The sequence below is a fragment of the Enterobacter bugandensis genome (genome assembly GCF_900324475.1).
Taxonomy (GTDB): domain Bacteria; phylum Pseudomonadota; class Gammaproteobacteria; order Enterobacterales; family Enterobacteriaceae; genus Enterobacter; species Enterobacter bugandensis.
On record NZ_LT992502.1, the window covers coordinates 3,346,529 to 3,370,142 of the forward strand.

The window sequence follows — 23,614 nt, forward strand, 5'->3', positions numbered from 1 at the left end:
ATCGCCAGAACAGGTTCATTCACCTCAGGATTTACCCTTCTTTGACTTCAGTTTACGAAATCAGTTTCCCTTGCAGGCCAGAATGTCTGGCCCCGCTCCGCCATCTGCAATAATTCGTCACACGGTGTAAACCGCGGACCGTATTGCGAGGCCAGACGTTGCAAAATGACAACCACTTCACCCGCACCGAGCGTATCCATGTAACGGAACGGGCCGCCAAGGAACGGCGGGAAACCAATACCAAATACCGCGCCGATGTCGCCATCGCGTGCGCTCTTGATCACCTGTTCACCAAAGCAGCGCGCCGCTTCATTGAGCATCATCATGACGCAACGTTCTGCGCACTGAACGGCAGACAGTCTTCCCTGACCGGTGGCCGAAATAAGCCCATAAACCGAAGGGTCGACCTGTTTCTTGCTTTTACGCCCTTTCGCGCCGTAAAGATAGAAACCGCGTTCATTTTTTCTGCCTTTGCGATCGTCCTTCAAAATTGCAGAAACAATGTTTGCAGGCGGGGTAAAACGATCGCCATAAGCCGCTTCCAGCACAGGTATAATTTTAGTGCCGGTGTCTATTCCCACCTCATCCAAAAGTTGGATTGGACCGACGGGGAAGCCAAACTTTACGAGCGCCTCGTCGACGTGCTCGATTTTCTCCCCTTCCGTCAGCAGCCGCATCGCTTCGTTGATATAGGGTGCCAGAATACGGTTGACGTAGAAGCCAGCCTTGTCCGCGACCACAATCGGGGTTTTACCCTGTTTTTTCGCCAGCTTCACCACGGTGGCGATGGTCTGCGGGCTGGTCGTGGCGTGCGGGATCACCTCCACCAGCGGCATTTTTTCGACCGGACTGAAAAAGTGTAGACCAATGACCTGCTCCGGACGAGCAGCTTTCGCCGCGATATCGCCAATCGGTAAAGACGAGGTGTTTGAGGCGAAAATAGTGTGCGGCGCGCAGTGCTGCTCCACGTCAGCCACCATCTGCTGCTTAAGCGCCAGGTCTTCAAATACGGCTTCAATCACCAGGTCCCGGTGCGCAAAACCGCTGTAATCCGTCGTGCCGGAGATCGTCGCCAGGGTTTTATCACGTTCGCTTGCCTTGATATGGCGGCGTTTGACCTTCCTATCAAGGTTCTGCCAGCTGTACTGCAGCGCGTGGTTGATGCCCTTTGCGCTGATGTCTTTGATGCGCACGGGCAATTTGCCTTTGCTGGCGGTAACAAACGCGATTCCGCCGCCCATGAGCCCACCGCCCAGCACGCCAACGGCACGCAGCGGAGCAGGCTCTGCCTCGCTGCCCGGATCTTTTTTCACCTCAGTACTGGCGAAGAAGATGCTGCGCAGCGCCTGCGACTGCGGCGTCATCGCCAGTTCGCCAAAGGCTTTGGCTTCAGCGGCATAGCCGCTGCTGTTGCCCTGCGACAACCCGGTTTCCATCACTTCCAGAATGCGCTTTGCCGCCGGATAGTTGCCTTTGGTTTTTTGCTCGGTTTTTTTGCCTACCATGTTGAACAGAAGCGCGCGCCCCAGTGGCCCTGCCAGCACGCGCTCGCGTACAGGGAGAGGACGTTTTGTCTGACGTCCCTTCAGCGCCAGCTCAACGGCAGCGTCCAGTAAAATGGTGTGCGGAACGACGTCGTCAACCAACCCCACTTTCAGTGCCTGACGGGGGCGTAGCTGCTTGCCGGTTAAGATCATCTCCAGGGCGGTGCTAACCCCAACCAGACGCGGCAGACGCTGTGTTCCACCCGATCCCGGCAGCAGGCCTAACTGCACTTCTGGCAACCCTAAAACGGTTTTCGGATCGTCAGTGCAGATACGGCTGTGACAGGCCAGCGCCAGCTCCAGCCCGCCGCCAAGGCAGGCACCGTGGATCGCGGCAATAACCGGAATCGGCAGAGCGTTGATTTCAGCCATCACCTGCTGCCCCTGACGCGCCAGATCTTCAGCTTCCTGCGCGCTTTTCGCTCGGGCGATCATGTTGATATCGGCCCCGGCAATAAAGTTATCCGGCTTAGCCGAGATAAAGACCAGACCACGAATCGCTTTATTTTCGCGGATCTGCTTGAGCATGGCGCGAACCTGAGTGCCGAATTCAGCCTTCAGGGTATTCATCTTTTCATCAGGCACATCAATAGTGATAACCGCGACGTTATCGAGGCGAACCGTCAGATTAAATGCAGATGGCATATCCATTATTCAGCCTCCAGAACCATTGCTGCACCAAGGCCGCCCGCCGCGCAGGCGGTGACGAGACCAAACCCGCCGCCGCGGCGACGGAGTTCGTGTAGTGTCTGGGTGATCATTCGCGCGCCCGTGGCCGCAAACGGATGGCCGTAGGCGATCGACCCACCCAGCACGTTGAATTTGCTCTGATCCACTTCGCCGGTGGCATGGGCGCGGCCCAGCACGTCGCGTGCAAAACGCTCGCTTGCCAGCAGCTGCACGTTTGCCAGGGTTTGCGCGGCAAAGGCTTCGTGCATATCAATCAGGGTTAAATCCGCCAGGGTTAGCCCCGCGCGATCCAGCGCCAGCGGCGTGGACCACGCCGGACCTAACAGCATGTCCTGCCAGACATCAATGGCGGTAAAGGCATAGCTGCGCAAATAGCCCAGCGGCGTGATGCCCAGCTCTTTTGCACGCGACTCCGTCATCAGGATCACCGCAGCAGCACCATCGGTCAGCGGCGTACTGTTGGCCGCCGTCACGGTGCCGTGCTTGCGGTCAAACGCCGGACGCAGTTTGGCGTAATCCGCCAGCGTCGAGGTACCACGAATATTGTTATCTTCAGTAAGAGGCTCTCGATAGGGAGGCGTGTAGGCGGTCATGACCTCATCGGTGAGTTTGCCCTCCGACCAGGCTTTCGCTGCCAGCTGATGCGAGCGATGCGCCAGCGCATCCTGCTGCTCGCGGGTGATGCCGTAGGTTTTGGCCATCTGCTCGGCGGTATCGCCCATTCGCAGGCCGGTAGAGTATTCCGCGACGGCAGGTGGCACGGGCATGAGATCGCGCAGGCGTAAACGCGAGAAGAGTTTGAGCTTCGCACCGGTGGTGCGGGCTTTATTGGCATCCACCAGAATGCGGGCCAGCTTTTTACTGACGCCAATCGGCAGTACGGAGGAAGAATCGGCGCCACCTGCGATCCCGGCGCGAATGGTGCCCGCCATCAGACTTTCCGCCACGTTTGCTACCGCCTGGAAGCTGGTCGCGCACGCGCGGCTGACGCTGTAGGCATCGGTATGAACGTTCATGCCGGTACCGAGAACAATCTCCCGCGCAATGTTAGGGGCTTCAGGCATCTGCACCACCTGGCCGAAGACCAGCTGTTCGATGACCTCAGGCGGAATTTCGCTGCGAGCCAGCATCTCCCCCACTACCATTTTCCCCAGATCGACAGCCGGTATACCGTGAAACGCCGTCGCCTGACGTGCAAACGGCGTACGCAGACCGCTGACAATGGCAATGCGGTCACCTTGTCGGGTGATTAGCGGTAATGCCTGACTCATAACCTTCCCCTGTGAAAAATTTTACATGATTATAAAGTGGTCTGACCTGATAACAGTCTTAACCATTTTTTTACATTCAGCCAATCGGGGAAGCTTAAAAATGCGAGGTAAAACACAGAGAAGAAAAAGAAAATGCCCCTGCATGGCAGAGGCAATTGTGCGGTTTGTTGCCGGGTGGCGACGGTGCCTTACCCGGCCTACACGATCCTAGGCCCGTGCAAGCGAAGCGCCGCCGGGCAAAAAGGATTAACGCAGACCGAGCTGGAAAATCAGCGTTTCAGCTTCGCAGGCAAACACAAAGTCGATATCCAGCTTCACGCCGCCGTCCACTTCCGTGAAGGTAGATTTGATTTCACACGGATCGGACTCCACATCACGCGCGCGCTTGCTCAGCGCGGCCAGCGTTTCTTCAGCTTCGGCGCGGTTGGTGAACACACGGCTGTAAGACGCGGTGCAATCGGTGTTGTCCATGATGGTGCCAACATCCATACAGCAGCAAACCGGGGTTTCATCAGCACTGCATTTACTCATAGCTCAATTTCCTCTGTATTCGCGCAGCGCGCGAGATAAACACGATGCTGATATTTTACGCCCCAGCGCTGGCTCTCTCCAGCCGTTAATGGCGCAAAATCGGATAAGTGACCGATATCACACTAAAAAATGATCTAAAACAAAAACCACCCTTTTGGGTTAGCCGCGATGGTCACAATTTTGCCAACCAGATCTCGTTTCAAGAAACATGTTTGAAAATATTAATAAACAAACTTGCAACATTCAGGCTGGTCGGACCTATACTCTGGCCACTGGTCTGATTTGTCTGTCATACCTCAGACCCTACACTTCGCGCTCCTGTTACGGTATGTAACAATTATTGAATAAAAATAACTCAATGAGGTTATGGTCATGAGCCAGAAAACCCTGTTCAACAAGACTGCGCTGGCAGTCGCAGTGGCAATCGTCTCTACTTCCGCCTGGTCAGCGGGCTTTCAGCTAAACGAATTTTCGTCCTCTGGCCTTGGCCGCGCGTATTCAGGGGAAGGTGCAATCGCTGATGATGCGGGTAACGCAAGCCGTAACCCTGCATTAATCATGATGTTCGATCGCCCGACCTTCTCTGCTGGTGCGGTGTATATCGATCCTGATGTCAACATTTCCGGCACGTCACCTTCTGGTGCGAGCCTGAAAGCAGATAACATTGCGCCAACGGCGTGGGTACCTAACCTGCACTTCGTTGCACCAATCAATGAACAATTTGGCTGGGGCGCATCCGTCACGTCTAACTATGGCCTTGCTACCGAGTTCAATAACAACTACCCGGCAGGCGAATACGGCGGTAAAACAGACCTGACAACGCTAAACCTGAACCTGAGCGGTGCTTATCGTCTGAACGACAGCTGGAGCTTCGGTCTGGGCTTTGATGCCGTCTACGCCGATGCAAAAATTGAGCGTTACGCCGGTGAACAAACGGCTCGCCTGCCGAAAAACAGCAACAAAATTGCCAGCCTGAAGGGCGATGAGTGGGGCTATGGCTGGAACGCCGGTATTCTGTACGAGCTGGACAAAAACAACCGCTGGGGCCTGACCTATCGTTCCGAAGTAAAAATTGACTTCGACGGCGATTACAAGAGCGGCATCCTGACGCCGGTCAACAGCCTGGTCCCTGGTGCGGGTACCACTATCCCGTGGGGGACTTCCGGTCAAACTGTCCCTGGCTCACTGTCACTGCATCTGCCAGAAATGTGGGAAGTATCGGGTTACAACCGCGTGGCGCCACAGTGGGCTATTCACTATAGCCTGGCCTATACCAGCTGGAGCCAGTTCCAGGAGCTGAAAGCGACCGGCACCAACGGTCAAACGCTGTTCTATAAGGACGAGAGCTTCCACGACGCCTATCGCATTGCGTTGGGTACCACCTATTATATGGATGATAACTGGACATTCCGTACCGGTATCGCATTCGATGACAGCCCGGTACCGGCTGATAAGCGCTCCATCTCCATTCCGGATCAGGACCGCTTCTGGGTGAGTGCTGGTGCAACCTACGCGTTCAACGAGAATGCTTCTGTCGATGCGGGCGTATCTTATATGCATGGCCAGAAAGTGACCTTCAAGGAAGGCCCGTACGAATTTACCTCTGAAGGTAAAGCCTGGCTGTTCGGTACTAACTTCAACTACGCGTTCTAATCGCGCAGGGATCAAAAAAGGTGAGCGTTGCTCACCTTTTTTATTTATTCCGAATCAATATCTTTGAGTTCGTTTTCAATAGCCTTCGCGTTTGGATTATCTTCCGGCTTCAGCTTGCCGCCGTTGGCGATAAAGTCATGATTCTGGAAGTACGCTTCACGCACCATAATGTACGGATCGGACGACTGGCGCAGCAGACCGTCTGAATCAAGCAGTTGCGCACGGGTTTCAATCCCTTCCACCGTCCATTTACCCACCGACAGCGGCCAGGTCAGCCACGACAGAACCGGATACAGCGTATCGACCATATCGCCGCCATCATCACGCACGGTGAAGCTGCCATAGAACGGCAGATGGACGTAAGGACCGTAACCGACACCATAATGCCCCAGCGTACTGCCGAAACGGTGCGGCTGTTCACGCTGCAGTTTCGGGTTTGCCATACCTGCAACATCGATAAAACCACCCATCCCCAGCAGGGAGTTCAGGAAGAAGCGCGTAAAGTGCACCATCCCCTGATACGGATCGCCCTGCAGGAAATAGTTGACCATCACCGCAGGCTCTTCGAGGTTGCTGGTAAAATTGCTTAACCCGTTACGCGCGGGCTGTGGAACGTAATCGCGCCATGCTACTGCCACCGGGCGAACCACATACGGGTCCAGCACGTTGTAGTTGAAGCTATACATAGAGCGGTTAAATCCTTCGAGAGGATCGGAGCGTCCCGTTTGCTCCCCGGAGCTGGCGCAGCCCACAAGCATCGTCGCGCCCAGCGCAAGCGCCGACAGCCGAAGTTTCATAAATATCTCCCTGTTCAGTATGGCTATCGTTGATTGCCATCCGTAACGGAGCATCTGGCGCTCCGTCTGAAAACGTGCAAGTGATTGTAACAGCACGTTTACCGATGTCTATGAGTACAGTTACGGGCAGTAATCACCGTGACTCTGATCTCAGCATAGCCTGACTTTTGGAATTCGTTTCGCTGGCAATTTTATAATGTCTTTGAACAAGATGTATCACCTTTGTTGTCATTCCCGCCAATTTAAGAGCATCCCCACAGGCATCCCGATAAAAGCCGCTACGCTTAAAAGAAAGATCAACCTCCGGGAGCAGATATGAAAGAAGTGGGTGAAGACAAAATTGGCGAAAGTAATGAGGAACATGAAATTGAAAGCGAGGAGAAAGCGCGTGGTGAGGAGATAGAGATTGATGAGGATCGCCTCCCCTCCCGCGCGATGGCAATCCACGAGCATATACGCCAGGACGGCGAAAAGGAGATGGAGCGCGATGCCATGGCCCTCTTCTGGTCAGCTATCGCGGCTGGACTGTCAATGGGCGCCTCGCTGCTTGCTAAAGGGATATTTCATGTGCAGCTGGAGGGCGTGCCCGGCGGATTTTTACTGGAGAACCTCGGCTACACCTTCGGCTTTATTATCGTCATCATGGCCCGCCAGCAGCTATTTACTGAGAACACGGTGACCGCCGTACTGCCGGTGATGCAAAACCCTACCCTCGGCAATTTTGGTTTATTGATGAGGCTCTGGAGCGTGGTTCTGCTGGGAAATATCATCGGCACGGGCATCGCGGCCTGGGCATTTGAATATATGCCGATATTTGATGAACCCACCCGGGACGCATTTGTGAAGATCGGTATGGATGTGATGAAAAACACGCCAGTCGAAATGTTTTCAAATGCCATTATCTCTGGGTGGATTATCGCCACAATGGTGTGGATGTTCCCTTCTGCCGGTAGCGCTAAAATCGTGGTGATCATACTGATGACCTGGCTAATTGCGCTGGGGGATACCACGCATATCGTGGTCGGTACCGTTGAGATACTTTACCTGGTCTTTAACGGTACGCTTCACTGGAGCGATTTTTTCTGGCCGTTCGCCATTCCGACGCTGGCGGGGAATATCTGCGGTGGAACGTTTATCTTCGCGCTGTTAAGCCATGCCCAAATCCGTAACGACATGTCGAATAAACGCAAAGCCGAGCTTAAGGCGCAGGCAGAAAAGGATAAAGCAGCAAAAAAATCAACCTGAATGGTGACTCTTTGAGCAGTCAGGCGGCAACGCGCTTAACGCAAAGTGTAAATAACGCTATACTCGTGCCGCCTCGTCCCCTTAGTTAAATGGATATAACGAGCCCCTCCTAAGGGTAGTTGCAGGTTCGATTCCTGCAGGGGACACCATAACCACTTTTCTCTATCTCCAATAAATCCCACAAAACCCGCTAAATACAAGGCCTGGAGTGATTTTTATGGTTCAGCCATTTCCAGTGCAACAGCTTCGAAACCAGAATTTCCCCAGGCTCGCGCACCCAGCATAAAGGGGCTCTGTCGCGATAATGGCTTTCAGATGAAAGAGTTCGACAACCAACGAAAAATATCATGCAAGGGAGACACGCATAAGCAAGTCAACGATATTAAAGCGGTGCTATAAAGCGCTCAAAAATTGATAAAAAGATCATTGCGAATTATAACCCTCCCTGGTTATATTCACGAAATGGATATGCTGTTAATAACCGATCGGTTTTTATGATAGTTAAATCATTTTTTAAGACCTTCATCACATTCTAAGACAATTCCAACGAGCATATTATCACTCGAAGGCAAATATTTTAAATAAAGCGGATCTTAGTGGATTTATTAAAGGCCACGCCTTCACTCTACCTAATCGTATATAAGGATATATTTATGAACATCGTAGAAAAAACCGTTAATAGTATAAATAAGATGCATGACGGCGACACCTTACCTATCTCGGCTTATAAATTTCAGTCGCATGAGCTAGCCCAAAAGCAAGCTCAAATGGTATTTTCCAACGACCGTGGTGATGTCGAAAAAGATGCCCAATTCCGTATGAACCAGACGGGAAATATTTTCTATGTTTCAACTTCTCCTGAGCTTACCGAGAAAACCAAGAAACTATTTGATAGCGTAACGGTTTTATTCGCTGCTATGACCGCTGCACTGAATGAATGTAACAAATCACTATTTGACTACGATGCATGGCGCTCAGTCATTGGCAGATCAGGTTTCTTTGTAGAAGTTCAGAAAACAAGAAACATGATGACGATTAAGAATAGCGGGATAACTGTTAATACGCAGATCATTCAGCAGTTACTGCCCGGACTGACATCGGGCAGTGCAATGGAGATTGCCAAGGGCGTTCTCAGTGCAGTGAATGGTGAGTTCATGGCATCCGAGCGTTCTGAAGATGCTAAACTCGGGCACATCCTGTTCATCTGCGAAGAACTCTTTGGCGCTCCAAGCGTTACAGTGCGCCTCTTCTTTGCATCTAAAAAATCGCACAGCGCCATAACCCAGTCTCCATGCCATAAGTCTGTATCAACTACATTTGAGCAGTTGCAAGAAGCCAATACCTTCTTGTTCGTATCGCCGGAAAACATCGCTGAATATGCAAAACTATTCACTGAGCAGCCGGAAGAGTATTTAAATCTCATTGAGCGCTTCAAACAAATGATTAATCCGAAATCTTAATCATCACCTCTATTTGAAAGGCTGCATTTTGCGGCCTTTGTTAATTTAACCCATAAATACTCATCACTTAAATTATGTTGTCTATTCTGAAGGAAGGCTGACATGAAAAATATATCTAACCACTTACTACTTGTAGTCTTTTTTAATGTGTTTTTAGTAAGCCAGACAAATGCGGCTGTATATGTTTGCACTGATAATAACTGTGAGAGTCATACGGCAATCACAAACTCTCAACTAGCCATTAAGTCAAGAGATAGCAGCAACACAACAATTGACCAGGCATTAAATAATCCCGACGACAAAAGAATTACTAATTGCATGATCAATGATGAGTGGAACCTGTATTTAAAGCCTGGTTTGTGGCATCTGGGAGGAAGTGGACCTAAGTTTGAAGAACATCTTACAGCTTATGTATATAAAGATGGTAAACATCAAACAACGTGCCATGTATTTTCATATAAGACAAAACTATTCGGTCCTTATAAAACAACCTGCGACTAAATACTAAAGTACAGATGAATATAATTTGGCAAGCACAGCGACGCAAACAGTACGCATGACGGCGTTGCTATCTCGACACGGCCCAGGTTTACCACCAACCTCATGGGGGTTATATGCGTATGCGATCCGGTCTCCTGCGGTTCGGTGGTTTCGTCCGGCGATCCGCTTATCTTCATTATCTGAGGTCTTCATGCTTGAACAACAATAGTACCAGATTGACGCCTTCAACGCGCTGCGCGCAACTGATGGGCTCTTCTTCTTATTAGCCTGACAATCACCACAACTCATTGCTCAGAAAAATTCTGTTTAATTTGAGCATATCGCATTGCCAGTTGTTTAAGATGCAGCTCCAGTTGCGTCTTTTCTGCTTCAGGGAGCGCACTTCCTGCAGGATACTGCGACAGACGCCTGAGCTGCTCTTCAGCGGGTATCGCATGGTTAAATGACTGCATAGTCGAAAAAACCACGGATTTAAGCTCACTCACGGTTATATATTTTCCTTTTTGCTCATCCAGACTACTTAGTCGATTATTCAGTTGCTGAAGCTTCATCATCCCCTGATACCAGCTATTCATTGCGTCGCCAGGCAACGCCGTCGCGTTAAACTTTTTTTGCCACTGTATTATCAGCGACTTAGCCTCTTCAGGTCGCAATGTCTGGAGTTGTTCTAACAGCTGAAGACTATAAACAATGCTCCAGTCAGGAGGCAGTTTATCCAGCCGTGCAAGCTGCTGCTGCGTATCTGCGATAAACGTGGACGGTAAAGTCCCTCGCTGTGCTAACGCGTCTTGCTGAACAGGTGTAAGCACTTCAGGTAACGGCGCCAGCGAGGCAATGGCCTGAGCCGCTAATGGATCGGGTCTGGACAGCAATCTCCCTCCCCACGCCACGGCGATGCAGACCACCAGCGCAGAACACACCCCAGCAACAAAAGGTTTCCATGGTCTGACAGCCCCTGGAGCCGCCATACGGCCCTCACTCTTCGGCTCGGTTTCCTGCTGCACAACATAGACCCATTTCACCGCTTCGATCGGCTCTGTCCTCTCCGGAGGCGATTCACTGCCGGGCCCGCTACCATTCAAGTCTGTCATGCCTGTACTGGTTTCCAGCCTGGCTGCGCTTGAATGTATCACCATTCGTAACGCATCAAACTGGCTAAGGTGTTTGAGCTCAAGGCGCTGAAGCGCCTCGCCCAGGCGTGTAAGCAACGCTTCAGCGCTATAAAGTTCGCGAAGATTACCGTTATTTAATGGAAGCATACGCATGCGCTGCTGCAGTCGCTGGCTCAGGCTGCTAAGGATTTCCATACGAACCTGCAGCGACTGCGGCCAGAGAACATCCCACTGACGACTAATCAGCGCCTCCAGGATAGCGAGCCCTTCATTCAGACCAGCTAATCCAGACAGGTGCGTACGGGCAAGGGTGTACCAGGCTGCGGTCTGCAACTCAACGCCGTTTTGCTCGAATAATGAAAGACAGCGTTTTTCAACGTATACCCAATTCACATCCGGGCGCGCTGGATGGCTTAGTTTATTCAATTCATTACGAAGGGAGGTATATTCCGGAAGCGTGCGCGGGTCGCCGCCGGTTTTTATTTTACGCGGGGTGATGTCATTCATGACCAGGTATTCCTTTTACTTGAGGAACTATGGCGAATTATCGTTTATGCTGCTTCGCTTTCTGCATATTCAAGACTTTGCAGATACTGTAGGGCCACAGGGTCTGCAATATATTCAACCTGACCATGGTGACGTTCTACCTCATCGATAATTTTGCTGAGCTCGACACGGAAAAACTCCTTACGCAGATTAATTCTGTTAATCCGGTAGCTTTCCAGATGGTCATGCAGCGTCTTTTCAAGCGCGGGGGCGTCATCGCAGGAAATCATGGCGTGAACGTCAAAATCAAAAGGCACGGCGGCACCACTCAGTTCTTTTACGCGCTCCATGGGCTCCAGTCGTCGGGTCATACCGATTTTGAAGACGTTTTCACCGAAAGAGCCGATATTCGAAATCACATACACATGTCCCTGTTTTGTAAGCTGGGCCATGGATTTGGCGCGTTCATACTGCTGGTGGACGTCCTGAATTTTCTGCTCCAACTCCAGGCGCTGTCTTTCCAGTTCTTCCCTATGAGCACCTTCAGCGGCAAGTAGAGCTTCCTCCAGTAAACGCTGTTGTTCAGCAAGGCGTTGCTCTTCCTCTTCCGCTTCGTGCTGCTGCCTGTCCAGTTCGTCCTGACGCTGCTTTTCTTCTCGCATCTGACGGTTGAGCTCGGCCTGAAATTCTTTTTCTTCCTGCGCTTTTTCCAGCAGGGCGACCTTATCCAGAAATTGCTGTTTTACGCTTTCCCAGTCGGCGTTATCCTCAAGCTCGAGAAAATTGATTTTTTCACTGATAGCTGAGTAAGCCTCTCTCTCCTTCCTGAGCTGGTCGTACTTGCTTTGCCAGTTATTTACCGTGGTGCCGGAGAGCAGTGTTTTGACTTTGAATTTATATGCTGTGTCCACAATACGCTGCAGTGCCCGAGAGGCTTTTTTTCTGGCATTGTGAAATTCCTCCCACTGACCCGAAAGCTGTTTCTTTTCCTGATACAGGCCGCGAGCCACTTCAGTACTGACCGTTTCTTCAAAGGCTTTCTCTTTCTGTGCCAGGTCAAACACGGCCCGTTCAAGCTCCGCTGTTCTATTACGGAAGCCCCGGTAAATGAAAATCCGTATTATCAATGCAACGGCTATCAGCAAGCCAAAGAACAGAGCGATTATCCCTGCTGGATTCGACACAGATTCAATAAATCGCTCATTCAAATTAATTAATGCTCTTACTGCGACATAAATACCCCACGCAATTACACCAATAATAACCAGAATAATTCCCGCGGCATTGTTATCTTTTTTTCTTCGTGCCATTTTTATTTATTTCCTTTCTTCTTGCAATCCAGTTTATTCAATCCACACCGTGGCAAAGAATCTCTTTCACATGGATTAATACTGATTCCCTGAACAAATCGGTAAATGGGTGAAGCCGGGCTTGTTTGCCATATAGAGAGGAGCGCATGTGGGCTGACGGGGTTGCGTACTGACCGGCTCGTCGCTTTCTGCCAGGGCCTGTTGCTCCTTCTTTTTCTGAGTTACCGTCTTTTTCGTCCGTGTTTTACTGGCGGGAAGGGAAGGCTTTTCCTGCTGGTGAGTTATGGCGTTACCGTACCCGGAGCAGAATCGCTTCGACTGGCTAAAACTGCCGTCGTTACAGACAAAACGACCATCCGAGGTGCAATGTGCAATTCCTCCTTTTGAACCTGAACAGGGCTGTCTTCCTCGTGCAGCCTCAGCCTGTAAGGTAAAAAACACACTCAACATTAGAAAGAGGCTGAGTTTTTTCATTATTGCTTCCATGATTGTTTCGCGGTCCAGTGCTGAGTAACTAATAAAGGGGATGAATATTAACGCTATGGCAACAGCGCTAAAATCAGACCGAAAAAAATAGCTTCATCAAATCGTTGTCCAGACTCAGGCGATGTATCAAGGGGACTATAAGTCCAGTTACTCACTCCCCTAACCCGCATGAACAGGCGGCCTTGAGGAATAACATTTTTCCCGGAACAGAATGTTATCTCGACACAGCCAGCCACGCCCTGACCATACAAAAATACCGGCATAAATTTTACTGCCCGGTTGTCATAACGCAGAACGATACCGGAAATCTTGAAAGCCCCTCCCTCAACCATCAGATCCGAAACGGATGCCGCCAGCGGCTCCACGTTCAGTCCGGTACCTGTCAGCCACTCATCCATCTGCGTCTGAAGTCGCTCCATTCGCTGGCGAAACTCAGCTATGTCTATCTGACTCTTGCTGCAAGGCAAAGCCGGCGCAGGTTGTCTGGCCTGCAATTTTTTCAGGAACTGTGATTTTATTGACATTGTGCTAACTGACCTCATATACGCGTTGACGTGTCGAGATACTGCTGCTGCCTGAGGTGCCTCAACAGAACCCGTCCTTCGGGCATAAACTCGGTGCCGTAGCGCACCAGCCCAACCCCTTTAAGTTCAGCGTCAATGGCATAGCGCAGTTCGCCGGGTACGTCCTGCTCCAGCAGAACCACATCTATTTTTTTCAGTCGGGGTTCATATTTGAGCAGGACGGCAGACAATGTGCCCATAAGCTCATGGGCCGTTCCAGGCATACCCTGCAGAATTTTCGTCATATCAGGCAGCCCGTAGTCGGGCAGATGCGCCAGCGTGCCGGCGCGACAGTTGAGAACGCGCTGCATGTTATCAAGTACCGATAAAATCACCTGGTTCTGCTCACTGACCTGGTTAAGCTCGAGGCCGCCGGTAAAATTTCCGGTTAGCATTTCATAGAGCGAAGGTGTGTTATGTTCCTGGGGCATCAGTCGTCCTTAAGCGGTTGCAGCGTCAGATGGTTATCGCCGGCTTCCAGAATGCGCGGTTTATCCGGATCCAGATCGCTGCGCTTGATAACCTGCTTCCAGGTGTCGTTAGTCATGTCCGGATGGCGGAACAGTCCCACTACCGCAACAAACTGCGCTTCTTCTTCCATCGGCATATCAAGGCTTGCATCCCCGCCCGGCTTCACCACGACGTCACGACTGGCCAGCATGTCGTCTTTCAGAATGCTGGCATCATCCTGTAGCAGTTGCTGGTAAACCGTCTTATCAAAGTTTTTGCGGTCTTTAAGCTGATAAACCCGCACCACAACAGGCTCAGACAGTGAGTTATTTTCGCGGGAGTCGGTGTTCAGCGCCTCACGCGCGGTGAAATCCAGATGCAGGATTTTAATTTTTTTATAGAACACGGAAGTAAACGCCGATTTGGTGCAGTCGGTGACGCTTTGGGTCACCCCGCAGCCTGTCAAAGTGAGCGCCATCAGAGGCATTAGCCAGCGCGTGGCTTTATTTAAACTTGTACGTAACACGTCGGTTTCCTTGTTGCGGTTTCGCAGGCTCCAGCCCGCTGTAATAACCCAGCCCTGTCGTAAAGGTTTCAGGTATATCATCCGGAAGGCTCTGCCCCTCTGCACCCAGCACCCCGTTCATACCCAGCCAGAAAGGTCCTTCGCCGAGCGGAGGAGCGGCCAGCAGGCGGGTAAGAGTGGTGAGGGTGATCTTTGCCTTAAAACGCCAGCCGAGGTAGACACGCAGCATCACCAGAAAGTCCTGATACAGCAGACCGTCCGGTTTCCAGCCCTGCGATTCCTTTTCGTTTTCAGTGGACAGGGCAATCAGCAGTTGGCTGCTGGCATCCATCGCTTCATCGCCAAGTGGGGTGTTGCCATCCAGAAGAAAATCGTCATCACCGCAAAAACCCAGTGGCTGACAGACCTCCACCGGACGCAGGCAGTACGGGCTGACCTTCACGGTGGTATCCGGGGCCAGCAGGCTCACCAGTGCCTGCATCCCTTCCTGGGTTTTCCCCGGTTGCTGCAGCACACCCAGCAGCGCCAGAAAGCGTGACACCGGTGTGGCAATGTGGTTTGCGGTGCCGGGAATACCGAGCCCCACCAGACCCAGCAGCGACTGCGAAATGCTGTCGGTTCCACCAGGCTCAAACGTGGCCGGATAAGAGTATTTGCGCCAGATGCGATAGAACTGCGTCAGGATGCGATGACTGAAGATATCCAGAAAGCCCTGCAGCGCCTCATGCCCTTCCCGGCGCTGGGTAATGTCATCGAGATAGGCCGTCGGTAAGGGTGAATCGACGCCGTACATGCCCATAAATGTCGTGCGGATGCGCGGTGGCCTGCTGTCATCCTCTTCGTCATATTCGACAGCCCTCAGTTCGCTAACCGGAAACCCCATCCCCGGATGCGGCACAAAGCGTACCGGATCATCGGCGGGGTGACTGGTTGAGCCCATCAGCGGCCGGTCCGGTTGGCGCTTCTCCAGCAGCTGGCATAAACGATAAAAGTTGATGCGTTGAAGATCGGCCTCCAGCCGCGGGGTCAGCCGGGAATACGGCGGTTGTGCTTCTCTTCCCATTCCAGGCGTTCTCCGGTAGGTTGCAGGATAATAATCAGGCGGTTAAACAGATAGATATCGGTGTAGAGCGCGAAGAAGCGGCTCAGCATCTCGCCGAACAGGCAGATGTCGCCGCGCCCGGCAAAACCGTGGCTGTCCAGCGTCACCTCAATCTGCACCCCGCGCACCAGGTACCCCTGCTCAAAGCGTTCCGTTTCACTGTGCTTCACGTCGATAATCGCCTCCAGACGACGGCGGTTCATCTCGCTGTCAGTCCACTCGTACAGCGCCAGCGTGCCGCGCAGCACGTCGGCGTTATCCATCATTGACAGGAACCCGCTGCCGAGGTGGCTCAGCACACGCCAGTGAAAACGGTCCTGTGCTGGGGGATAACAGGGCAGCGTTGGCGCACACAGGTTGCGCACGGCAATACTGGCTGAAGTCGTTTTCATCACTGTATCGAGCACGGTGCTCTGCAGCGCTCGCCGCGGGAGCTGGCCGTTTGTGCCCGTGAGCGTCAGGGACAGACTTTCATCTACTGGTACCGTGTGGTTATCAAAGGCTTCACCGCCCAGAATAAGCCAGGTGTTGTACAGGCCTGACGGGCCGCGCCGCACACGAGTGTGATAATAATATTCCGGGGCTTCATGACGCATCATGCCGCCTTTGTGACGGAAGCTCGAGAACGGCACGTAGGTATGCTGGCTGGATGACATTACCGAGTCCACAGAGTAAATCTCAGTATGGCCGTCCTGCACCCGCATCGGTCGCAGCATGTATTCGGTCTGCAGGGAGTTGAGCGTCAGCGGGTCAGATTCCAGCGGGAACAGGTTGATCACCGGTACACAGTTCAGGCGCAGATGCTTTTCGGTAAAGCTGAAATCATGCTCCCAGCGTTCTGCCAGCACCACGTCGATTTCAAACCAGGGGAGTTCAGCCGGAAAGACTACGGTCTCCAGCCCACGCAAGCCGGTAAACATGAATTTCTCGCGGAAGGTGAAGTACTCCAGCAGCAGCTGATAGCCGCTAAAACTACTGCTCCCCTTCGGCCAAAGGTCGTCATCATCGTCAAATCCCAGCACGGCGAAATAGCCGTCAAACGGTCTTCTGTCTATATCACCCGGCATCCGCAGCCACAGGCGCGCCGTGTTCATAGTAAAGGCTTCATGCATGGCGCAGGCTAGTGGTGCATCTGCGTTGAAGTAGAACGGGAGCTGGCTGAGATCGATACGGCTCCAGTCGGCGAGATGGCTGCAGTTAAACCGCAGACTAATAACCGAACGTCCGTCAGGGTCAGTCGACAGGCGGACGTGCTCAAGCGACAACGGCTGGAGAGTAATCTCTTTGGTTGTGGTATACCGGCAGCGCGCGCCCTTCTCACCAATCGGCCTTGAGTTCACCTCAAAGCCTTTGACGATGCGCATCTGCTCTTTCATCTCGCGCCAGTCAGGGGTGAACTCCACCACCGACATCGACGGAATGGTGCGCAGGTAATGCGGCCAGAGCAGGCTGACCAGCCCTTCTGTCAGTTCAGGCAGGTCGTCATCAAGCTTTTCACGCAATCGCCCCATCAGGAAGGCAAAGCCCTCGAACAGGCGTTCCACGTACGGGTCGCGCGCGCCCGCTTTATCGAGGTTGAGCATTGCTGCCTGCTCGGGGTGCGCGCGGGCAAACTCTTCGCCGGCTTCAAGCAGGTAGCGCATTTCAGCGTCGTAGTAACGCAGGGTTAAATCGTCCATAAAAACCTGAATAGATGAATTTTAAAGGTAGGCCAGGCGTTTTACCCGCAGAGCACCGCGCTGCTTGCCGGATCGAGCGCAATCAGACCGGCCAGAAGCTGATCCATCTCGGGCTGAAGCCGAGATTTATCGGTTTCGCTGCGGGTGGCTTTCATACGCAGCAGTCTGAGGCGGCGCGATTTCACTTCAAATAACAGCGCTGGGGTCCACTGCGTAAGAGTGATTGACTGTGCAGCGCCATCGAGTTCCCCCAGCAGATGCAGGGCCAGTTCGTTCTTACCCTTTTGTTCCGCCACGCGGGCCATTAGCAGGCGCAGCAGCCATTTGTCTTTCGTGGAGTCGTTGCCCGGGAGAGTCTGCAGCCAGTGAAGCGTGGCATCCAGGCCATCCGTGTCCGCCTTCTCAAGCGCTTCCTGTTCGAGGGTCAGAATATCGTTGTCCGCCTCACTGGCAGTACTGACTCGCTCATCACGCCAGCAGGACATATCGTCCAGCACGCTCTGATTTATCCAGTTCAGCGTGACCTCATCAGCAAATGGCGTACCGTCATTAAAGGCCAGCGTTTCAAGCCCGGTGAGGCGACGCAGTAGCCCTTTCAGGTCGGCGGCGATGATGTCGGCCAGCACATTCTGACCCAATTTCACCAGGGCCTGATGGATATACCACTGCAAATCCAGCCAGAGGTGGTTGGCGCCACGCGAGAAGGTGCTGTCCGCGTGCTCCAGTATCTCCAGCCAACTCTGCTGCAAGTAAAGGCGTTTGAGCATGGCCCGCTGGTCAGCCCGCGGCGGTTCGATGCGCGTTTTCCCTTCGGCATCCGGCGCCGGAATAGCACTCAGCGTGTCATGTCGCAGGCTTTTCATCAGCCGGTGTGCGGGAAGCCATCCATCCGGTTGTTCACGCAAATACCCTGCCAGGGTACGGGCCTGAGCCAATAAATCCTGACCGGACGAAATGCGGCTCAGGACGGGCGCATCATGTTCTGTCACGTGCGATAAGATCTGTGGCTGAGACGAGTCACTGGCGTTCTGAGGAACCAAAGCATCTACGCCACCAGCCTTCATCAAGCGGGATTCCAGCGCGCTGAACAGCGCATTCAGTTCTGGCCGTGACGTTTCCGGCTCTGTCTCCAGACTGTCGCGGATGAGCAACAGCGCACCGGCAGTGCGCTGAGCATCGCTGCGCACTACTTCCGGCCAGAGGGAGAGGCTATCGAGCAGACGAGAGCCTGCGAGCCACTCCAGCGCCGGTTTACGGCTTCGCTCCCGCTGCGGATGAAGCTGCACTCCGTAGCGCTGCAGCAATCCTGCCAGCAGTTCAAGCCCTTCGGCAAAGCCGGTTTCCCCGTCCTGGTGCAGACGCGCCCAGCAGTAATAGGTGGCAATCCGGATATCTTTGGCGGTGGTGGTCAGCAGTTTTTCGGCAAGCGTACAAATCAGCCCGGTATCGATGCCGGAGAGTTTACTCACCTCCTCTCTGATACGCTGGAAATCATCGTCATAACCCGGATCTTCCCCTGTAGGATTGGTGTCGCTGACAGGGGCAAGCCAGGGCCGCCAGCTTTCTGTTCGTACCTGCGCCTGCTGTCGTAGTTCAATTTCGTCCGCCTGACAGGCGGCAACCAGATTCTGAAGAGTGCTCATTATTCGATTCCATCCATGTCACTATTTTCCGTGTTGGCCATCAGCGCCTGAGCCGTGGCCGCGCTGTCAACGCTGAAGATCTGATCCGGCAGCGTGAAGCCGTGCAGTGCCAGTAATGCCAGCGGCCCGCTGCCCAGCTGTGAACGCAGTACCCATTGCAGAGTACGACCATCCGGGGCGGTGAAACTTACCATCCACTGGCTGCGGTCAAGCTGCTGCCGCTTGCCCTGATCCAGCCAGCGAATAAAGCCCCAGGTCCCGCTGTAATCCCCAAACAGACGCGCTCCGGCGTTGACCGAGGTCCAGGTCAGCATTGTTCCTGGTTTGTATGTGTCTCCCGGCCAGCGGAAGGACTGCCAGTCGGCCATCTGGTTAAAGTAGTGCAGCTTTTGACCATCAATGGTCAACTGAGTTTCCACTACCTGCGGTGCCGGGCGCGCCTGCAGCTCGAAGCTAATGCCCTGACTGCCATCGGTAAACAGAATGTCTGACAGCTCGCTCAGTTGATTAATCGCCCGCAGGAACGTTGGGTTAAAGTTCAGCCCCTGGCTGTTAACCTTATCCGGTACCCACTGACTGCCCTCTTTATGCAGCACACCGCTGAGTTCCGTCGTCAGGAAGCGTTCAATACGCCCGCTGTCCTTACGTATAAATTCGGCCAGCATGGGCAAAGAGGCATCACTCTTGCTCGCGGCGAACGGGAAGCGCCCGTCAAATGCCGTATGCCAGTTAGCCACAACTGAGCGACTCCATTTGTCATTCAGACTTGCTGCCGACGGCTGAAGCACGGTCTCCCAGGCCTGGGTCAAAGGCTGCACAAACATCGTGCTGCCAAAACCGCTCCACTCTTCGCCAAGGCTTGCCGAAATGAGGCTGCCGTACTGCTGGGTGTCGGTCAGATCCACGCTTTTGCCCTGGAATACGGTTTGCGCCAGGGTCTGCATCATCTCCTGCGGGTCTGAGGCGCTGGCCACCTGCTGCAGGCGCAGGCGCACGCGGGTAATACGGGTCAGATAGGTCTGCAGGCTCAGAGAGTTGTCAGCCGACATGACGTTACTGCCGTTGTTTTTACCCAGAAGCTGAAGCAGCGGGCCGAAGGTTTCATCCAGAGGTCCCTGTGGGCCTGACGCTGACTGGTCAATCGCCGGTTTGTCTTTCCCGCCGACGAGGTCTTTAGCCGATTTGATGATGGAGTCCGAAAGGCCTTCGCTTTTCTGGCCGGTCTGCCCCTGCCAGGCGACGGTATTCATCAGGGCAATCAGCGGCGACTGGCGGACATCACTCATCAGCGTCAGCTGATCGGTAACGTCCGCAATATTGTTTGTTGGATTTAATCGTAAGCTGTTGAGGAAGTTCAGCCAGCTGCCGGCAAAGTCAGTAAAGTAACGCTCTGTCAGGCGCGCTTTGAGCGCTTCCGGAGAGAGATCCGCCGATACGGCTTTGCGGGAATCGCTCAATACCCAGTCAATTTCATCCTTGCGCGAGCTTGCCGCTTTCTCAATGGCCTGCTGAATCCCCCCCTCCCATGCCTGGCGGGTGAACATGCCCGGTACGACTTCATCGGTGGTAAACAGGCGACGGGCATCGGTACCGCCGGTCATGTCCTCCAGAGACACATCGGCAAAGTTACGGCGTACAGATTTGAGCATGTTTTCGTACAGCGTGCTTTCTGCGTTGCGGCGGCCAATCTGCTGCAATAGCACCTGACGGCTCTGGCTGACCAGCTGCGCCTCAGGGGTGATTTTCCACTGTGGCTGCTTTGGCAGTTCAGAGATGTAGAAGGCCCATAAATCCGGCGACAGACTCTGCCATAGCCCGGTTGAGATGCCCATACGCGTCGGCTGCACGGTTTTCATCGCTTGCGCGTAAAATGCACCGTCGGCTTTATCCGGATGAGCCATCATCAGCCAGGCTTTCAGCTGGTCATAACCCGGTTTCGCCAGCTGCGCCCGCTGGTCGCTGTTTGGCGCTGAACTGACCAGCGCTGTGAGCTTTTGCGCCAGGGCAGCATTTGCCGGGTCGCGTATGAGCCGGTTGTTCGCCACGCCGTACCAGGGCAGCATCGCGTTTAGCAGTTGCTGATTATGGTCAAGACCGAAGCGCTGATACCAGGACGTGCCTTCCTGAATATTGTGCAACATGCGCCCGGCGTCGTTTCGCAGTGCATGCAGCGCCGTCAGCTGATAGTCGGATACCGAAGGATGTTCAACCAGATTGCGGGCTTTTCCTGCTACTGAGGTAATTTGTCCATAGTTCAGCATAAACGAGACCAACAGCCCCGCCCCCCAGAGACCTATGATGGCCGCCAGCATCCAGGCGAGCGTCTGTTCCCATGCCATACCGACCCGGCGGCCGCGGATACGGGTGCAGTCGTCAACAATCCCCTGCCATGTCACCGGCAGAGTCAGGGCATGGCGTTGTGACTCTGGAACATATTTCTCAGCGTCGGCTTTTCCTCCTGACGTATCAGCAGATTTATTCTCCGGCAGGCTGAACATCAGGCCGCGCAGCGGAACGCGCTGCTGAACGTCGGAGAGCCATGGCAGCAGTTGCTGAGCCCAGCGGGCGATACCGCCGTCTTTGAGATGCTGGCCAAGACGCAGCAGGAAATCGTGGTTGTTATTCTCCAGTATCTGGTTCACGCCCTGCGCCCGTAGTTCGGGCAGCATCATTTCAAGCTGTCGGGTAATGTCGTCGGCTCTGGCACGGATCGGGAAACTGGCCCCGACCGGCTGTTCAGTGCGTTTAGCCTGTGACCATTTACTGTCGCACAGTTGCCATAACCAGACCGGCGCGGAATAGCGCAGCAGTTCGCTGATTTTTTCAAGCCCGCGTAAATCGTTATCGCTGATTTGTGGAGTCAGATTAAGCGATTGCGGCATCACCCTAACAATCCCGTCCAGCGGGCGTCCGCGGCGCAGTTTACGTAGCGCGGTGTATTTCTCTCGGTCAGGCTCAGAGGTCAGACTTCCGCCGTAAATCAGCACGGTACGGTTGCCTTCAAGCCACTGCTGCTGTTGCAGGCCTGGAATAAGCTGTTCGATCGCGGCATCATCACCGGCAACGAGCAGCAGGCGGACGTTATGGCGCCAGAAAAGGGTGTAGCGCTTGCGCAAAGAGCGCGCTATTTCAGCTTTTAATCCCTGCTGTTTTACTTTTTGCTTACGGTGGTTCTCTCTCCCTCCTCGCGTCGAGAGCGTCTTGACATAACATATCTGCCAAAGCTGAACGCCGAGAAAGCCCAGCACAATCAGGCAAACTAACGCAATCCAGGCAATACCGCAGACAATAAGCAGGGGCCGAACTGATTCCCAGCCCAGCGAGACATCAACAGCGAAATACCAGTAGAGAAGCCCCCCACAAAGTATCACCAAAGTGACAACAGCAAGGGCGATAATCACCGTTACGGCAGTCGAGATACTTGCGTCTGGTTTAAGGGCGTTTTCCTTTTCCATGTGGCTTTACAATTCCAAGAGCGAGGGTATGTTGAGGATCGGTACTAATCCAGCCGCAAGGCTGTGCTTCGTTTTGAGCAAAAAGAGCGGCAAGAGAAATAACAATAAGAGGTTCCATGCTTCCCGGCACTCCCCAATAGCTATCCTGAAGATTATGGGTGGTGTTCCAGCCACACTCGTTCATCTGGGGAATTTGAGGATGCGAAAACAAAATGCAGGCGGCTGGCTCCTCCTTAAGTTCACATTGAGTGACCGCGCGTTCGCAGACGATGCTCAATTTGTCTGGATCTGAGGCGTCATAATATTCCCCCCGAGGCATCACCACTGGTGCGTCAGTGCCTATCAGCCACAGTACTGCAGACTCCCCTGCGGGCAACAGGCTATCAGGTGAAGCGGGGCATGAAACGCATCCAACCACAAGATACTGGCTTTTCGCATCCTCCCGAAGCAGGGCCGTCAATCTCGCAAGCGTCGCCTCTCCCTCCCAGCTTTCTGGCTGGTCTGGCAATGCAACCCCTGGAAAAGAGTCCTTCATTTGTGCATAAAAAGCTGACCATACGAGGGCATCTCCCAGAAAAAAGCACTGCGAGATCGACCGCGGCATACCGCGTGGGCTCGTCTTCCACTGCATCACCAGTGCGCGAACCAGCTGCTGCTCACGTTCCTGGCTCTCTGCGGAGAAGGTTCGGGCAATACGCAGCGTTTTCCCACCAGACTCGAGCCGTTCATCAGGGGGGCGCTGAATACGACGAAGCACCCTTTGCCAGTCCACCGTTTCCGCACCTGCCGGGCCAAGCAGCAGGACGTCTTGCAGCCCAAGCAGGCTCTGATGTTCTTCCCACCACAGACTCTGCTCGTGCCTGACGTTGCGTTGCCAGGCCATTGCATGGTGCAAAGATAAACGGTAATAAAGCAGTCGGCACAGCCAGAGAAAACCGATGGAGAACAGAGAAAAGCCCATTACCGCAAAAGCCGCAGCGCTGCGATTTGCCTCGCCAGTCAACGCCCCAGCGCCTCCGGCAAGTAAAATAATAAATGACCCTGCCTGCAGCCAGCGACGGGTTATGGGTGCTCTGGCTGTTTCCCAGACAGGATACTCCGGCACGCTCC

19 protein-coding genes and 1 tRNA gene are annotated in these 23,614 nt (G+C 53.5%); 5 read left to right on the forward strand and 15 right to left on the reverse strand.

The genetic code is table 11. The features are described from left to right. Positions 1–47: 47 nt before the first annotated feature. The 3 genes from fadJ to DG357_RS16170 form a co-directional block, all read right to left on the reverse strand. Positions 48–2,195, reverse strand: a complete 2,148-nt coding sequence (gene fadJ / locus DG357_RS16160) for a fatty acid oxidation complex subunit alpha FadJ (RefSeq protein ID WP_028013971.1) — start codon at positions 2,193–2,195, stop codon at positions 48–50. Continuing rightward, entirely contained in the window at positions 2,195–3,505 is a 1,311-nt protein-coding gene (fadI, locus tag DG357_RS16165; protein ID WP_041908875.1) for an acetyl-CoA C-acyltransferase FadI, read from the reverse strand. The genes fadJ and fadI overlap by 1 nt, the downstream gene beginning before the upstream one ends. Before the next feature lie 246 nt (positions 3,506–3,751). Next, complete coding sequence (locus DG357_RS16170) at positions 3,752–4,036, reverse strand: YfcZ/YiiS family protein (protein WP_028013973.1); 285 nt, start codon at positions 4,034–4,036, stop codon at positions 3,752–3,754. A gap of 372 nt (positions 4,037–4,408) precedes the next feature. Between DG357_RS16170 and fadL the strand changes: the two genes are divergently transcribed. Further along, on the forward strand, positions 4,409–5,689 hold the full coding sequence (gene fadL / locus DG357_RS16175; RefSeq protein WP_041908871.1) for a long-chain fatty acid transporter FadL: 1,281 nt from the start codon (positions 4,409–4,411) through the stop codon (positions 5,687–5,689). A gap of 44 nt (positions 5,690–5,733) precedes the next feature. On the opposite strand, the gene mlaA is transcribed toward fadL, so the two are convergent. Next, entirely contained in the window at positions 5,734–6,486 is a 753-nt protein-coding gene (mlaA, locus tag DG357_RS16180; RefSeq protein ID WP_041908870.1) for a phospholipid-binding lipoprotein MlaA, read from the reverse strand. Positions 6,487–6,801: 315 nt separating this feature from the next. On the opposite strand from mlaA, the gene DG357_RS16185 reads away from it, so the two are divergent. The 4 genes from DG357_RS16185 to DG357_RS22980 all read left to right on the forward strand — a co-directional run bounded on the left by DG357_RS16185 (position 6,802) and on the right by DG357_RS22980 (position 9,692). Then, positions 6,802–7,731, forward strand: a complete 930-nt coding sequence (locus DG357_RS16185) for a formate/nitrite transporter family protein (protein WP_088204757.1) — start codon at positions 6,802–6,804, stop codon at positions 7,729–7,731. Between the two features lie 75 nt (positions 7,732–7,806). Beyond that, a tRNA-Arg gene (locus DG357_RS16190) sits at positions 7,807–7,880 on the forward strand. A gap of 504 nt (positions 7,881–8,384) precedes the next feature. Then, positions 8,385–9,191, forward strand: a complete 807-nt coding sequence (locus DG357_RS16195) for a Zygote formation protein zyg1 (RefSeq protein WP_088204756.1) — start codon at positions 8,385–8,387, stop codon at positions 9,189–9,191. A 102-nt stretch (positions 9,192–9,293) separates the two neighbouring features. Next, positions 9,294–9,692 carry a hypothetical protein gene (locus DG357_RS22980; RefSeq protein ID WP_159087785.1) on the forward strand — a complete coding sequence of 133 codons (399 nt, stop codon included), beginning with the start codon at positions 9,294–9,296 and terminating at the stop codon, positions 9,690–9,692. A 284-nt stretch (positions 9,693–9,976) separates the two neighbouring features. Here the strand turns inward: DG357_RS22980 and DG357_RS16200 are convergent, their stop codons facing one another. The 11 genes from DG357_RS16200 to DG357_RS16250 form a co-directional block, all read right to left on the reverse strand. Continuing rightward, on the reverse strand, positions 9,977–11,311 hold the full coding sequence (locus DG357_RS16200) for a VasL domain-containing protein (RefSeq protein WP_088204755.1): 1,335 nt from the start codon (positions 11,309–11,311) through the stop codon (positions 9,977–9,979). 44 nt (positions 11,312–11,355) lie between these two features. Continuing rightward, positions 11,356–12,600, reverse strand: a complete 1,245-nt coding sequence (locus DG357_RS16205) for a GIY-YIG nuclease family protein (RefSeq protein WP_088204754.1) — start codon at positions 12,598–12,600, stop codon at positions 11,356–11,358. 75 nt (positions 12,601–12,675) lie between these two features. Further along, positions 12,676–13,074, reverse strand: a complete 399-nt coding sequence (locus DG357_RS23045) for a YdcA family protein (protein WP_167401636.1) — start codon at positions 13,072–13,074, stop codon at positions 12,676–12,678. A gap of 65 nt (positions 13,075–13,139) precedes the next feature. Then, on the reverse strand, positions 13,140–13,610 hold the full coding sequence (locus tag DG357_RS16215; RefSeq protein WP_088204848.1) for a hypothetical protein: 471 nt from the start codon (positions 13,608–13,610) through the stop codon (positions 13,140–13,142). 14 nt (positions 13,611–13,624) lie between these two features. After that, a complete protein-coding gene (gene tssE / locus DG357_RS16220; protein ID WP_049000899.1) occupies positions 13,625–14,080 on the reverse strand; it encodes a type VI secretion system baseplate subunit TssE in 456 nt (151 codons plus the stop codon). Further along, positions 14,080–14,625: a type VI secretion system lipoprotein TssJ gene (tssJ, locus tag DG357_RS16225; protein ID WP_088204753.1), complete on the reverse strand. Its 546-nt coding sequence runs from the start codon at positions 14,623–14,625 to the stop codon at positions 14,080–14,082. Before tssJ ends, tssE begins: the two co-directional genes overlap by 1 nt. Further along, positions 14,603–15,688, reverse strand: coding sequence for a type VI secretion system baseplate subunit TssG (tssG, locus tag DG357_RS16230; RefSeq protein WP_088204752.1), 1,086 nt, complete (start codon positions 15,686–15,688; stop codon positions 14,603–14,605). The genes tssJ and tssG overlap by 23 nt, the downstream gene beginning before the upstream one ends. Continuing rightward, positions 15,652–17,406: a type VI secretion system baseplate subunit TssF gene (gene tssF / locus DG357_RS16235; protein ID WP_088204751.1), complete on the reverse strand. Its 1,755-nt coding sequence runs from the start codon at positions 17,404–17,406 to the stop codon at positions 15,652–15,654. The genes tssG and tssF overlap by 37 nt, the downstream gene beginning before the upstream one ends. A gap of 41 nt (positions 17,407–17,447) precedes the next feature. Beyond that, positions 17,448–19,049, reverse strand: a complete 1,602-nt coding sequence (tssA, locus tag DG357_RS16240; protein ID WP_088204750.1) for a type VI secretion system protein TssA — start codon at positions 19,047–19,049, stop codon at positions 17,448–17,450. Beyond that, complete coding sequence (locus tag DG357_RS16245; RefSeq protein ID WP_088204749.1) at positions 19,049–22,504, reverse strand: ImcF-related family protein; 3,456 nt, start codon at positions 22,502–22,504, stop codon at positions 19,049–19,051. The genes tssA and DG357_RS16245 overlap by 1 nt, the downstream gene beginning before the upstream one ends. After that, positions 22,482–23,609, reverse strand: a complete 1,128-nt coding sequence (locus DG357_RS16250) for a hypothetical protein (protein WP_224222659.1) — start codon at positions 23,607–23,609, stop codon at positions 22,482–22,484. The genes DG357_RS16245 and DG357_RS16250 overlap by 23 nt, the downstream gene beginning before the upstream one ends. Positions 23,610–23,614: the final 5 nt, after the last annotated feature.